The organism is Rhodococcoides kyotonense (assembly GCF_001645385.1).
Taxonomy (GTDB): domain Bacteria; phylum Actinomycetota; class Actinomycetes; order Mycobacteriales; family Mycobacteriaceae; genus Rhodococcoides; species Rhodococcoides kyotonensis_B.
The window spans coordinates 1-13,906 of record NZ_LVHI01000041.1; the positions used below are offsets into that span (position 1 = coordinate 1).

The 13,906-nt window shown below is 64.0% G+C and carries 10 protein-coding genes and 1 pseudogene; 4 read left to right on the forward strand and 7 right to left on the reverse strand.

What is annotated here, in order from left to right:
• Both A3K89_RS24505 and A3K89_RS24510 read left to right on the forward strand, forming a co-directional pair.
• A pseudogene (locus tag A3K89_RS24505) lies at positions 1-222 on the forward strand (cytochrome ubiquinol oxidase subunit I); the annotation flags it as partial.
• A 147-nt stretch (positions 223-369) separates the two neighbouring features.
• On the forward strand, positions 370-1,254 hold the full coding sequence (locus A3K89_RS24510) for a HAMP domain-containing protein (RefSeq protein ID WP_254303670.1): 885 nt from the start codon (positions 370-372) through the stop codon (positions 1,252-1,254).
• Here A3K89_RS24510 and A3K89_RS24515 read toward each other — a convergent pair.
• The 6 genes from A3K89_RS24515 to A3K89_RS24540 form a co-directional block, all read right to left on the reverse strand.
• Positions 1,240-1,752: a metallophosphoesterase family protein gene (locus A3K89_RS24515; protein WP_068432110.1), complete on the reverse strand. Its 513-nt coding sequence runs from the start codon at positions 1,750-1,752 to the stop codon at positions 1,240-1,242. The genes A3K89_RS24510 and A3K89_RS24515 overlap by 15 nt on opposite strands.
• A gap of 17 nt (positions 1,753-1,769) precedes the next feature.
• Complete coding sequence (locus tag A3K89_RS24520) at positions 1,770-2,528, reverse strand: iron ABC transporter ATP-binding protein (protein WP_068432112.1); 759 nt, start codon at positions 2,526-2,528, stop codon at positions 1,770-1,772.
• The gene (locus A3K89_RS24525) at positions 2,525-3,541 is read right to left on the reverse strand and encodes an iron chelate uptake ABC transporter family permease subunit (protein ID WP_068432114.1); all 1,017 of its coding nucleotides are present in this window, start codon (positions 3,539-3,541) and stop codon (positions 2,525-2,527) included. The genes A3K89_RS24520 and A3K89_RS24525 overlap by 4 nt, the downstream gene beginning before the upstream one ends.
• Positions 3,528-4,499: an ABC transporter permease gene (locus tag A3K89_RS24530; protein ID WP_068432117.1), complete on the reverse strand. Its 972-nt coding sequence runs from the start codon at positions 4,497-4,499 to the stop codon at positions 3,528-3,530. Before A3K89_RS24530 ends, A3K89_RS24525 begins: the two co-directional genes overlap by 14 nt.
• A gap of 58 nt (positions 4,500-4,557) precedes the next feature.
• On the reverse strand, positions 4,558-5,514 hold the full coding sequence (locus A3K89_RS24535) for a siderophore ABC transporter substrate-binding protein (protein ID WP_254303672.1): 957 nt from the start codon (positions 5,512-5,514) through the stop codon (positions 4,558-4,560).
• Positions 5,515-5,610: 96 nt separating this feature from the next.
• The gene (locus A3K89_RS24540; RefSeq protein ID WP_068432120.1) at positions 5,611-8,895 is read right to left on the reverse strand and encodes an error-prone DNA polymerase; all 3,285 of its coding nucleotides are present in this window, start codon (positions 8,893-8,895) and stop codon (positions 5,611-5,613) included.
• A 140-nt stretch (positions 8,896-9,035) separates the two neighbouring features.
• Here A3K89_RS24540 and A3K89_RS24545 point away from each other — a divergent pair, with 140 nt between their 5' ends.
• Entirely contained in the window at positions 9,036-11,168 is a 2,133-nt protein-coding gene (locus A3K89_RS24545) for an MMPL family transporter (protein ID WP_068432123.1), read from the forward strand.
• 197 nt (positions 11,169-11,365) lie between these two features.
• Entirely contained in the window at positions 11,366-13,366 is a 2,001-nt protein-coding gene (locus A3K89_RS24550) for an SDR family oxidoreductase (protein WP_068432126.1), read from the forward strand.
• Between the two features lie 6 nt (positions 13,367-13,372).
• Here A3K89_RS24550 and A3K89_RS24555 read toward each other — a convergent pair whose 3' ends face one another.
• Positions 13,373-13,882 carry a hypothetical protein gene (locus A3K89_RS24555; protein ID WP_068432129.1) on the reverse strand — a complete coding sequence of 170 codons (510 nt, stop codon included), beginning with the start codon at positions 13,880-13,882 and terminating at the stop codon, positions 13,373-13,375.
• Between the last annotated feature and the right edge of the window lie 24 nt (positions 13,883-13,906).

Below are 13,906 nucleotides of genomic sequence, written 5' to 3' on the forward strand. Positions count from 1 at the left end.
TCCTGCCCGCCGCCGCGTCACAACTTCACCGAACTGCCCCGTATCCGTTCCGAGCGTCCCGCGTTCGAGCTGCACTACCCACACATGGTCGAACGCATGCGCTCCGAAGCCCACGTCGGACCCGGCAGCCACGGCGGACACACCACCGAAGTACTCGAACAGTCCCGCCGTGCACCTCTGAGCACCAGCGACCACGAACACTCCGGCGACCCCGACGCGTAGTTCGCAGCTCTCTCAGATCGTTCTCAGCAGCGAAAGCAATACTCGACCGATGTCCGACTCCCCCGCGCCGAGGCTGTCGGCATGCCGATAGCCCGACGCGGGCGGTCGCCGCATTTCTCTCTGCACAGTCGGATTCGCCTGCTGATCATGAGCGTGGCCGCGTTGGCGGTCGCCGTCAGCGCGCTCGCGATCTATGCCGTCACCGAACAAGCCCTGCGCGCTCAGGTCGCCGATCGGGTCAGTCGCAACGCGGACGCGCTGATCGCCAGCGCAACATCGGGCGTGACGGCCACGCTGTTCGGTTTCGGCGTCGGTAGTTCCGATGGACCGGCGATCAAGGTCGCCCTCGTCTCCGTGGACGGCGAACTGATCACCTTCACCGCCGAGTCCCGTCCGTTCACCGGAACGAGCGGTGTCCTCGACCCACCCGAACAAGCGGTGGCCGACGGCAATGCCGAGACGTCGCTCCGCGAAGTGCGCGGCTACATGATCTCCGCGAAACGAACGGTGTCGGGAGAGACCGTGATGGTGGCCGAATCTCTGGACACCAACGCGCCCTTACTGGGCAAGCTGACGCTCGCACTCGTGATGATCGGCGCATTCCTCGTCGCGCTCGCCGGCATCGCGGGCGCGGCCGTCGCGCGCACGGGTCTGCGTCCGGTCAAACGACTGCGCAACGCAACCGAACGCATCGCCCGAACCGGCTCGCTGGAGCCGATCGCAGTGACGGGCGACGACGAACTCGCCTCGCTCGCCACGAGTTTCAACGAGATGCTGCTCGCGCTCGACAAATCGGGTGCCCGGCAGAACAAATTGATCACCGACGCGGCCGAAGAGCTGATGGAACCGCTGAACACTCTGCGGTCCAGGATCGACATCCTGATGTCCGTCGACACACAGAACCCTCCCCTCACCCCGGCCGAACACGACGAACTGCGCGCGGGAGTCATGGCCGAGATGGACGTCATCATCCGACTCGTCCAGGAACTCGTCGACCAGGCCCGAGAGGTTCCCGAGTCAACGAATGCGTGACTCTTTCTCGACCCGGTGGACGTCGACGTCTCCGAGAACACCGTCGGTGATCGTCGCCGTCATATAGGTGCAGTAGGGCTGACGACGACGGTCGGTCGGCGAGCCTGGATTGAGCAAACGCAGACCGGTATCCGCCACCGTGTCCCACGGAATGTGGCTGTGCCCGAACACGAGTACATCGGTATCCGGATACAGCGCAGCCATTCGTTTCTCGCGTCCCGCTGCCGCACCGGTCTCGTGGACGACCGTCAACCGCAGCCCGTCGAGTGTCACGTCGGCCCGTTCGGGCATGACGGCCCGCAAGTCGTCACCGTCGTTGTTTCCCCAACACGCGATCAGTCGCTTCGATCGGGCGGAGAGATCGTCGAACAATCCGATTTCGACCCAGTCACCTGCGTGGATGACGACATCGGCGTCGTCGACGGCTGCCCACACCTGCTCGGGCAACGCCCGGGCTCGCTTGGGAACGTGCGTGTCGGCCAACAGAAGTAACTTCACGACGACCAGTGTGCCCGTCAGCGCGCGTAGACCGCAGTTCTGTTGCCGTCGATCGTGTGCACGCGGACCGACGTGTCGAAGACGTCACTCAGAATGTGATCCTGCATCATCTCGTCCGAGGTACCGCCCGTCACGATGATTCCGTCACGCAGTGCAATGATGCGATCGGAATAGGCCGCAGCGAAGTTGATGTCGTGGACGATGAGCACGATGGTCTTGCCGAGTTCGTCCGCTGCTCTGCGCAGCTGCTTCATCATCAGGACCGAGTGCTTCATGTCGAGGTTGTTCAGCGGCTCGTCGAGCAGCACGTAATCGGTGTCCTGCGCCAGCACCATCGCGACGAATGCTCGCTGACGCTGACCTCCGGACAGCTGGTCCAGAAACCGGTGTGCCAATCCGTCCAGTTCGAGGAACGCGAGCGCCCTGTCGACATGTTCGGTGTCGGCTGGGCCGAGCCTCCCCTTCGAGTGCGGGAACCGACCGAATCCGACGAGTTCACGCACCGTCAGACGCGCGGTGATGTGGTTGTCCTGCCGCAGGATCGACAGGTGCCTGGCCAGATCCGCCGATCTGGTCGTTCGAATGTCCATGCCTCCGACCGTGACCGTCCCCGATGTGGGGTCGAGCAGCCGACCGATGACTGTGAGCAACGTGGACTTGCCCGCGCCGTTGGGGCCGATCAGCGATGTGATGCCCCCTTTCGCGATGGTGCCGGTGACGGGCCCCAGCACACGGTGGTCCTGATACGACATGGCAACGTCGACGAATTCGATCACAGCTTGCCCTTACGAAGTATGACGGCGAGAAACAGTGCGCCGCCGACGAATTCGATGATGACCGTCAGGAATCCACCGGCGTAGAAGATATGTTGCATGACGAATTGGCCCAGCACGAGCGTCAGCAAGCCGAGCAGGAAGGCCATCGGCATGACATACACGTGCTTGTAGCTACCGGCGAACTGATACGCCAGCGTTGCGACGACGAAGCCGTAGAACGTCATCGGGCCCACCAACGCCGTCGAGAATGCGACCATCACCGCGATCAGAATCAGCATCAGCGTCAGTTCGCGTTTGTGCGAAACCCCGATGCCCATCGCCGCTTCCCGGCCCAACAGCAACGCGTCGAGATGATGTCTGCGCTTCCACAGAATCAGACCGATCACGATGCAGACGCCGAAGGCCAGCGGAAGGTAGTCCCCCTTGACCGCGCTCAGCCGACCGAACAGCTTGACCGACAACATGTCGTACTCGGTCGGAGACAGCAAACGCTGGAGGAACGTCGAAATGCTGTCGAACGCAAGGCCGATGACGACCCCCACGAGCAGCATCAGGAACAGGCTCCCGAGTTTGCCCGAGAACATCCAGCGGTACAAGATCGTCGCGAAGACGACCATGAGCGCCGTCTGGGCAAGAAGTTTCGGAATGCCCTCGGTGTTCGCCATGACCGTGCCGCCGAAGACGAACACCATCAGCGTCTGCATCAGCGTGTACATCGAATCGAAGCCGATGATCGACGGCGTCAGAATTCGGTTGTCGGTCACCGTGTGAAAAACCACGGTGCCGACTCCCTGCGTGAACGCGGCAATCACCATGGCGCCCAACATGTTCAACCGTCGTGGAAACGCGAATGCGAAGGACCCACGGACGAACAGAAAGAGAAAGCAAGCGATAAGGGCGACCAGAACCACCGACACCAGCACGAGCCGGACACCGGGACTGAGGTACGGGCGCGGTATTCGCCGTCGCACCGGCTCGCGACGCGACGCGACGTGAGATTCAAGCACTGACATAGCGACGCTGCCTCACTATCAACAGAACGAACACGACCGCACCGACGACACCCAGAATCACCGAGGCCGGAATCTCCATGGGCGCGACGACGATTCGTCCGACGATGTCGCACGCCAACAGCAAACCGGCCCCGATGAAGGCAACCCACGGCAGATTCTTGTGCACGTCGTCGCCGAGGATCATGGACACGAGATTCGGCACGATCAATCCGAGGAACGGTATGAAACCGACGACGACGCTCGTGACGCCCGTGGCGACGGCGACCATCGTGACGCCGACGAACACGATCTGTTCGTAGCGTAGACCCACCGACGTCGCGAGGTCCTTGCCCAGACCGGCGACTGTGAACCTGTTGGCCAGCACGTACGCCAGGACTGCGATGACCAGGACAGCCCATAGTGGTTCGTAGAAACCGCGCACGACACTGCTGAATCCGCCGGACCGCCATGCGGACATCGATTGCAGCAGATCGAAGGTTCCCGCAAGGAACGTCGTCACGGCGCCGACGACGGCCCCGAGCATGATTCCGACGAGGGGAACGACCAACGACGACCGTACCGATACCTGACGAAGCACGCCGACGAAGATCATCGTGCCGACGAATGCGAAGCCCGTGGCAACGATCATCTTGACCATCGGGGTAGCACCCGGCAGCACGATGAACGTGAACAGTACTCCGAGTCCGGCCCATTGAGCCGTGCCTGCCGTGGTCGGTTCGACGAACTTGTTCTGCGTGATCATCTGCATGATGACGCCGGAGATGCTCATCGCCATCGCCGCGAAGATCAATGCGAGAGTACGGGGTACACGCGATATCAGGAACATGTTGCGCGCCTCGGGATCGTCGAGCAACGTCCGAAGGGTGATGTCGTAGCCGCCGACGAACAGCGAGAGGACGGCGAGACCGAGAACGGTCACGACGATCGCGGTGAGAAGCAGTGTTCGATGCTTGGTCATGGAGATACCCGTGTGCCGCGGCTTTCGACGGAAAGCCGCGGCACAGCCGGCCGACGAATCAGGCGGCGTTCGCGAACGCGGTCGAGATTCCCTCGAACGCCTCGGTGTACGCCTGGATGCCCTCGCGGGTGTAGAAGTACGGGTCGAGGTAGATGATCTGATCCTGCGTCGTGAACGTGGTGTTCGCGAAGGCCTCCTGTGCTGCGAACACAGCCCCAGCCGGGGACGCACCCTCTTCGCCTGCGGCGGCGTCGCGGTCGAGCACGATGACCCAGTCGGGGTTGGCCTGCGCGATGGTCTCCGGCGCCAGACCCGAATCCCCGTGCACGTCACCGGCTTCTCCGGCGAAGACGTCTCGCAGGTTCAGCGGCTCGAGAAGACGGCCGATGCGCTGGGCACCATTGTCGATCTTGCCGCCGTTGACGTTGGCGAGGAACACAGTCTGCCCGGTGGTCTGGGCGGCAGCGTCGGCCTCGGCTGCGTCGAGGGCCGCGATGATGTCGGCGGCCTGATCCTCCTTGCCGAAGATGGTGCCGAGCTTCTCGGTCTGCGCCTTCAGCGACTCGACGTAGTTCTCGTCGGTCGGCGAGATGTCGATCGTCGGGGCGATTTGGCTGAGCTCGTCGGTGTACTCCTGGAAGCGGTAGCCGCCGATGATCAGGTCGGGTTCGGCTTCGCTGACGACCTCCAGGTTGGGCTCGCGGTGCGTACCGACGTCGAGAATGGCGTCGTTCGAGATCCACTCCTCGAAGCCCTCGTCCGGCATCAACGGCTTGGGGAGCGCGACCGGCTCGATCCCGAACGCCTGCAGCGTTTCGAACGACGTGTTGTCGAGCGCGGCCACACGCACTGGGTTGGCCGGAATCTCGACAGGACCGTTGGCGGTCTCGACGCTGACCGTGTCCGAGGACGAAGCGCTGTCGGCGTCGGTCGACGATTCGCTGCACGCCGACAGAACGAGCATCGACGCAGCGGCGCCGGCCATGAGCAGCATCGACGTACGAGAGATCTTCACGCGTTTCCTCACCAAGGTTTGTTTACGAAGTCTTTAGTCGACGAGAAAAGTAATGGTTTAGGTGAGGCTATGCAAATCATAACGGGGTGACGCCAATCACTGAAAATCTCTGGACTTGGAACGGACACGGAGGTCCATCAGCTGCAGATGATCGGCCACGACGGTGACTGCGCCCTCGGCGTTCTGGACCTTGCCGCGCACGAGCAGAGCCGGTGCCGTGAGGGCCAGTTTGCGGAACTTGGCCCACAGTCCCACCGAGCAGACGACGTTGACCATGCCCGTCTCGTCCTCGAGGTTGAGGAACGTGACACCCCCTGCCGTCGCGGGCCGCTGACGATGCGTCACCGCGCCGCCGACGAGAACACGATCTCCGTCGGGCACCTGCAGCAATCCGTTGGCCGGGACGACACCCATGTCGTCGAGTTTCTCCCGGAAGAACTGTGTCGGGTAGGAATCGGGCGAGACACCGGTCGCCCAGACGTCGGCCGACGCGATGTCCAGGTCGCTCATGCCCGGAAGCATCGGTGCCCGCGTCGACGCGCCGAGACCCGGTAGCAGATGCGACCTTTCCCCCGCGGCCGCACCCGCCGCCCACAGAGCCTCTCTTCTGGTGATGCCGAAACATCCGAGAGCGCCTGCAGTGGCAAGAGATTCGGCTTGCGACGTCGACAGTTCCACTCGTCCGGTCAGATCGAGGAACGACGCGAACGGGCCGTGCAGGACGCGAGATTCGACGATGCGTTCGGCGAGGTCCTGCCCGATGTGCCTCACGTCGGCGAGGCCCATTCGGATTTCGAGGCCGGAGCCGGTGAGATCGGCGTACCACGAACTGGCGTTGACGTCGGGACCGTGCACCTGGACTCCGTGACGACGCGCATCGGCGACGAGGGACTGCGGCGAATAGAAGCCCATCGGCTGCGCGCGGAGCAGACCCGCGCAGAACGCCGCGGGATGATGCAGCTTGAACCACGACGAGTAGAACACCAGCGACGCGAAACTCTGCGAATGACTTTCGGGGAAACCGAAATTGGCGAATGCGGCAAGCTTCTCGTAGATCCGGTCGGCGACGTCGCCGGTGATACCGTGCAGGTTCTGCATGCCGTCGTAGAACCGATCACGCAGCTGGTTCATCTTCTCCGGAGACCGTTTGGACCCCATGGCACGACGCAACTGATCCGCCTCGGCAGGACTGAATCCTGCGACGTCGATGGCCATCTGCATCAATTGTTCCTGGAACAGCGGCACCCCGAGGGTGCGTTCGAGCGCCTTCTTGAGCGACGGGTGATCGAACGTGACGGGTTCGAGTCCGTTGCGGCGCTTGATGTACGGGTGCACCGAACCACCCTGGATGGGGCCGGGCCTGATCAGCGCGACCTCGACCACGAGGTCGTAGAACTCGGACGGCTTCAGTCTGGGCAGCGTCGCCATCTGCGCGCGGGATTCGACCTGGAACACACCGACCGAATCCGCGCGTTGCAGCATGTCGTAGACAGCCTTCTCGCTCAGATCGATGTCGGCGAGATCGACATGGAGGTCCTTGTGCTCGGCCACGAGGTCGATCATGTAGTGCAACGCCGACAGCATGCCGAGCCCCAGCATGTCGAACTTGACCAATCCGACTGCGGCACAGTCGTCCTTGTCCCACTGCAGCACACTGCGATCGGCCATGGTCGCCCATTCCACCGGACACACGTCGGCGATGGGGCGATCACAGATGACCATGCCGCCCGAGTGAATTCCGAGATGCCGCGGAAACCCCTCGATCTGCTGCGCCAACTCGAGGACGGACGCAGGAATCTCACTGTCCTCCTGATCCCCCACCTTGGACCATCGGGTGACCTGCTTGCTCCAGGCATCCTGTTGTCCTTGCGAAAACCCCAACGCGCGAGCCATGTCTCGCACCGAGGACTTTCCTCGATAGGTGATCACATTGGCGACCTGCGCCGCGTACGTGCGGCCGTACTTCTCGTAGACGTGCTGAATGGCCTCCTCACGCCGGTCCGATTCGATGTCGATGTCGATGTCGGGCGGGCCGTCCCGCTCCGGTGCGAGAAAACGTTCGAACAGCAGCTTGTTCGCCACCGGATCCACGTTGGTGATGCCGATGGCGTAACACACCGCAGAGTTTGCCGCGGAACCTCTTCCCTGACACAGGATGTCGTGTGTCTTGCAGAAGTCGACGATGTCGTGCACGACGAGGAAGTAGCCGGGAAATTGCAGCCGTTCGATGATGTCGAGTTCGTACTCGATCTGCGCGTAGGCGGACGGATGCTGTTGCCGCGTACCGTACCTGCGGGCAGCGCCGTCGAACGACAGTGCCCGTAGATAGCTGATTTCGGTATGCCCCGGTGGCACGTCGAACGGCGGGAGCTTCGGCGCGATCAGGCGAAGATCGAACACACACTCGCGCCCGAGTTCGACCGCGCCACGCACGGCGCCGGGGTGATGCGCGAACAACCGTGCCATCTCCGCCCCGGATCGCAGATGCGTGCCCCCGGTCGGAGCGAGCCACCCGGACGCGTCGTCGAGACTGCTGCGGGCGCGAACCGCGGCCATCGCCATCGCGAGTCGGCCGCTGTCGGGTGTCGCATAGTGTGCAGCCGTCGTCGCGACGATCGGGAGCTCGTATCCACGTGCCAGTTGCGCGAGGGCGTCGTTGCGCTCGTCGTCCTCCGCAATGCCGTGATGGGTGAGCTCGACACTGACACGGTCCGCACCGAACCGGTCGACGAGGTCGGCCAACGCCGCGTCGGCTGCCGACAGGCCCCCGGTATCCAGGGCTCGTCGAACATGACCCTTGCGGCACCCGGTGAGAATCTGCCAATGCCCGCCCGCGGCGTCGGACAAGCCGTCGATGTCGTACTGCGGTTTGCCTTTGACGCCACCGCGCAGATGCGCCGCCGCGATCTCGCGTGACAGCCGTCGATACCCTTCCTGTCCCCTGGCCAGGACCAACAGATGGGAACCGTCCGGATCCAGCTCTCCCGCGCGAGACCGCGCCGTGCCCAGGGACAGCTCGGCCCCGAAGATCGTCCCGATGCCGAGCGCTTTGGCTGCCTCGGCGAAACGCACCACACCGTAGAAACCGTCGTGATCGGTGATCGCGATGGCCTCCAGGCCCAGCCGCACCGCCTCTTCGACCATCACCTCCGGCTGGCTCGCGCCGTCGAGGAAACTGAAAGCAGAGTGAGCGTGCAGTTCCGCGTACGCCGTCGTCGACACCGCCGGGCGTGTCACCTCGTTCTCGTATGCTTCGCGTTTACGCGACCACGCCGGACTGTCGCCGCCGTCGCCGACGACCTCGGGCACCGGCCGCGCCGGGCGGCCCGACAGCACACGTTCCATCTCCGACCACGTGGGTGGGCCGTCGTTCCAACCCATGTGCACCTCCGGTCAGTGTTCGAACGTATGTTCCCATTACACCTCGAGCCACCGACACGAATCAATCGTCGGCTCGCGGCACCGATAGGCTCGCCCGGAACACATGCGCGGCCCCCTTCGACCAGATCCGGAGATCTCGAGTGACACGTTGGGCTTCATTCGTCGTGGCCAGGAAGCGATGGGTGCTCACCATCGCCGTCGTCCTCGTCGCACTCGGTGGCATCTGGGGACTCGGGGTGTTCGGCAAGCTCAGCGAAGGCGGCTTCATCGATCCCGGTAGCGAAGCAGCCCAGGTGAGCTCACTCGTATCGGGACTCGGACAACAGACACCCGACATCGTGGCCATCTACACCCCGCCCGAGGGCAAGACCATCGACGACATCGGCCCCGAGGTCGAGGCCGTGTTGAACGACTTCCAGAGCAAGTACACCGTTCAGAACGTCACGTCGTACTGGACGGCGGAGAACCCGGCAGCCAAAGAGCTTCTGGTCTCGAACGACGGAACGAAGGCACTCGCCACCGTCACGCTCGGCTCGAACTCGGGTGTCACGTTCTCGACGTTCGGTCAGCTTCCGCCGCAGCTCGAAGTGCCAGGGGTGACCTCGCAGTTCGCCGGGGGCTCGGTCGTCGGCGTCTCGTTCAGCACGACGCTGCAGAGCGATCTGGTTCGCTCCGAGGCCATCGCAATCCCGATCACGCTCGTCCTGCTCATCGTGATCTTCGGCGGTGTCGTCGCCGCGGCGGTCCCGGTGTTCGTCGGCATTCTCAGCGTCGTCACCGCTCTGACGATTCTGTACGTGCTGACGACGATCACCGAGGTGAGCTCGTTCTCGATCAACGTCGCATCGCTGCTCGGTCTCGGTCTCGCCATCGACTACGGCCTGTTCATCGTCAGCAGATTCCGAGAAGAGATGCGCGACGGCAAGACCCCGGCCGACGCGACCGTGCGCACCGTTCTGACCGCGGGACGAACGATCGTCTTCTCCGGCCTGCTCCTGATCTGCGCGTTCGCAGGCATGCTGGTGTTCCCGCAACCGGTCGTCAAATCGCTCGGCTTCGGCGCGATGGCCGCCGTCGCGGGCGCCGCCGTTCTGTCGCTGACGGCCGTGCCCGCCCTGCTCGCGATCCTCGGGCCGCGAATCAACTCGTTGACGTGGAGCAAGACCGCCTCCGATCGGGGCGACGCACGCGCACAGAAGTTCTGGGGAGGCGTCGTCACCCGGGTGATGCGCAAGCCCGGCATCGTCGCGACCGTCATCGTCGCCGGACTGCTCGTGTTGTCCGCGCCCATCCTGAAGGTGACGCTCGGCGAGGTCGACTACACCGCGCTGCCCGAACACGACCCGGCACGCGTCGCCGTCGAAACCCTCAGCAGCGAGTTCCCGTCCACCGGCGAAGGCGCAGTCGTCGTCCTTCGTGGCACCGACGGCACGAAACCGCAGGGCTCACCGATCGCCGAGGTCACCCGCGAAGCCGGTGAGGTCGACGGCATCGGCAACGTCCAATTCCGTGGATCGACCGACGACGTCGTCGTTCTCCAGGCAACGTACAGCGAACCGGCGGACGGACGGACCGAAGCCGAATCGCAAAGCGCTGCAGTGCAAGGACTGCGCGACATCACTCCGCCGGAGGGCACCGAGATCCTGGTCGGCGGCAACAGGGCCTTGACCGACGACGGGAACGCCGCGATCGCGACGTGGTTACCCGCGATGATCGCGATCATGGTGATCTCCACCCTGATCCTGTTGTTCCTCGCCTTCGGCTCGATCGTGCTGCCGATCAAGGCCGTGCTCATGGCCGGACTCAGCCTCGGCGCGACGTTCGGAGTGCTGACCTGGGTGTTCCAGGAAGGACATGGTGCCGAACTACTCGGGGTGACGCCCGCACCGCTCGAAGCGACCTTCGTCGTCCTCATCCTCGCCGTCGTGTTCGGTCTCTCCACCGACTACGAGGTGTTCCTGATGTCGCGGATGGTCGAAGCACGAGCAGCAGGTGCGACGACCGAGGAAGCCGTCGTCCTCGGCGCCCAACGCACTGGACGCATCGTCACCGCGGCCGCTCTGATCCTCATCGTCGTGACCGGAGCGTTCACGATCTCCGAACTGTCGATCATGCGATTCCTCGGCCTCGGCATGATCGTCGCGCTGATCGTCGACGCCACCATCATCCGCATGCTCCTCGTGCCGTCCCTCGTCAAGCTCATGGGAGAGGCCAACTGGTGGGCGCCTGCGTGGATGAAGAAGGTGCACGACAAGGTGGGGATCGGGCACTGAGCTGCCCCATTACGGACCGAATGTCACACGCGGTCACGTGAGTGAGCACGGGGCGCCCTCGCCCCGTCCCGGCCGCGCGGCGGGTCGGAGCGAGGGCGTCCCTCGGTCACTTCACGTAACCGAGGGTGACATTCGGTCACTCGGGGCGGGACGAACCGAACTGGCCACAGAACTTACTTCGGAGTAAGTTGACGCCCATGGCGAACTACATCGTTACCGGCGGTACGGGATTCCTCGGGCAGAACGTGCTGCCACTGCTGCTTGAACGTGACCCGTCGGCGCAGATTCATGTACTCGTTCGCCAGCAGTCCCTCGCGAAGCTCGAGCAGCAGATCGCCGCACTCGACGGCAAGGACCGCATCCACCCACTGGTCGGCGACCTCACCGAGCCCGCACTCGGCCTGCAGACCACACCTGCGAACATCGACCACATCGTGCATCTCGGGGCGATCTACGACATGACCGCCGGCGACGAACAGGCCGCCACCAATGTCGACGGCACCCGTTCGGTCGTGGAACTCGCGGTACGCACCGGCGCCCGGCTTCACCACATGTCGTCGATCGCCGTCGCGGGCGATTACACGGGCACGTTCACCGAGGACGACTTCGACAAAGGACAGGGCTACCCGACGGCGTATCACCGCACGAAGTTCGAATCGGAAGCGCTCGTTCGCGAATCGGCGACGGACTGGCGCGTCTACCGTCCGTCGGCGGTCGTCGGACGCTCGGACACCGGCGCCATCGACAAGGTCGACGGCCCCTACTTCTTCTTCCCCCTGTTCGCCGAACTGGCGAAGCTTCCCGACGCGTTGCCGGTCACCGTTCCGGACATCGGCGCCACGAATCTGGTGCCGGTCGATTACGTCGCGTCGGCGATCGTCGAGCTGATTCATCGCAACCCGTTGGAGCAGAAAGTCTTTCATCTGGTGAACCCCGAGCCCCAGTCGATGGTCGAGGTCTACCGGGCATTCGGCCGTGCCGCGGGATCGAAGGCGAAGGTCGTCGGACTACCGGGTCTCGTCGCTGCACCTGTCGTGTCCCCGCGGTTCGACGTCGTGAAGACCGGCCGCGACGCGCTCGTGTCCCGACTCGGCGTGCCGCCGGTGATGCTGGACCATCTGACACTGCCGACGACATTCGGTTCGTCGGCGACACGAAACACACTGCGCGACAGTGGCATTACTCCACCTCCCCTGGCCGAGTACGCCGACGCACTGTGGACCTACTGGCAGAAAAATCTCGATCCGAACCGGGCTCGTCGTCAGGATTCGCGCGGACCGCTGGTCGGACGCCACATCGTCATCACCGGCGGCTCGTCGGGTATCGGTCGGGCAAGTGCGGAAGCTGCAGCCCGCAAGGGTGCGACGGTCATCCTGCTCGCCCGGGGAGCCGAGCAGTTGGCATCGGTCGTGGAGGACATTCGCGGACAGGGCGGTGACGCCTACGGCTACCCGTGTGACGTCACCGATTCGGAATCGGTCGACCAGACCGTCAAAGCCATTCTGAGCGAACACGATCACGTCGACATGCTCGTCAACAACGCGGGCCGGTCGATCCGTCGCTCGCTGTACCGCTCGACCGATCGGCTGCACGATTTCGAGCGGACCATGGCCGTCAACTACTTCGGCGCGGTTCGGCTCGTGCTTGCACTGCTTCCCCAGATGCGCGAGCGTCGCTTCGGTCACGTCGTCAACATCAGTAGCGCTGCGGTGCAAGGACATACGCCGAGGTTTGCCGCCTACGTCGCCAGCAAAGCCGCTCTCGACGGGTTCGCCGATGTCGCCGCAGCCGAAACGCTCTCGGACGGCATCACGTTCACGACCATCCACATGCCTCTCGTCGCAACGCCGATGATCGCGCCGACCGGAGACAAGAACGTCGGCCCGGTCGTGTCACCGGAGAAGGCTGCAGCCATGGTGATTCGAGCGCTCGTCGACAGACCGAAGCGCATCGACACCCCGCTCGGAACACTGGGGCAGTTCAGCAGCATCTTCGTTCCGAAGCGCAAGGACCGGACGATGCATCAGTTCTACCGTCGATACCCGGACTCCGCCGCGGCGAAGGGCGAGACGACCGAGACCCCGCCGACGCTCGCCGGCTACGAGCAACGCGCGCAATACGATTCGTCCACCGCAGCCGCGCAGGTGGCGAAACTGGCCCGTCGGCTCGGACGTCTGGTGCCCGGCGCGAACTGGTGAGTGCGCTCAGCGTCGAAGCGCGCGCGACCACACTCCGGTGAACCCAGCGCTCAGGTAGGCCAAGCATCCGAGCGCCAGAACCCATTTGCTCACGCTCACCACGGTCGTCGCACGAACGACCTTGTCGGTGATGTGCTCGGGATGATCGAGCAGATGCAGTCCGACGACGTTCTCGATGTAGTCACCGGCAGCGGAGATCACCGGCGTCGTCGCGAGAATCCGCGCGGTCCGCGGATCGAGTTCGGTGAGCTCACCGAGTCGTGCGGCGCCGGCGCGCAGCGCCAGTGCGTAGAGCGCCGGATGCACCATGTCCGGGTAGTAGTGGCTACGGAAACGGGCGGTCGTGGTCGTGTCCATCGAGTCGAGAATCTGCCGATAACGATCGGCCGACCAGGCCGTCTGAACCTCCAGAACGTGCGGCCCCGCCGGACCGAGCAACCTCACGATGTTCGCCTGCGATGCAGCGAACACGGCCGACCAGCCGATGAGTCGCACATCTCGTCTCCCCAGTCCCATACGCAGATCGTAAAGGGTCGTGTG

What these genes read in the sequence shown, in the direction of transcription:
- A3K89_RS24510 (WP_254303670.1), top strand. Translation starts at nt 370, where the DNA reads ATGAGCGTGGCCGCGTTGGCGGTCGCCGTCAGCGCGCTCGCGATCTAT.
- A3K89_RS24525 (WP_068432114.1), bottom strand. Translation starts at nt 3,541, where the DNA reads ATGTCAGTGCTTGAATCTCACGTCGCGTCGCGTCGCGAGCCGGTGCGA.
- A3K89_RS24530 (WP_068432117.1), bottom strand. Translation starts at nt 4,499, where the DNA reads ATGACCAAGCATCGAACACTGCTTCTCACCGCGATCGTCGTGACCGTT.
- A3K89_RS24540 (WP_068432120.1), bottom strand. Translation starts at nt 8,895, where the DNA reads ATGGGTTGGAACGACGGCCCACCCACGTGGTCGGAGATGGAACGTGTG.
- A3K89_RS24550 (WP_068432126.1), top strand. Translation starts at nt 11,366, where the DNA reads ATGGCGAACTACATCGTTACCGGCGGTACGGGATTCCTCGGGCAGAAC.
- A3K89_RS24555 (WP_068432129.1), bottom strand. Translation starts at nt 13,882, where the DNA reads ATGGGACTGGGGAGACGAGATGTGCGACTCATCGGCTGGTCGGCCGTG.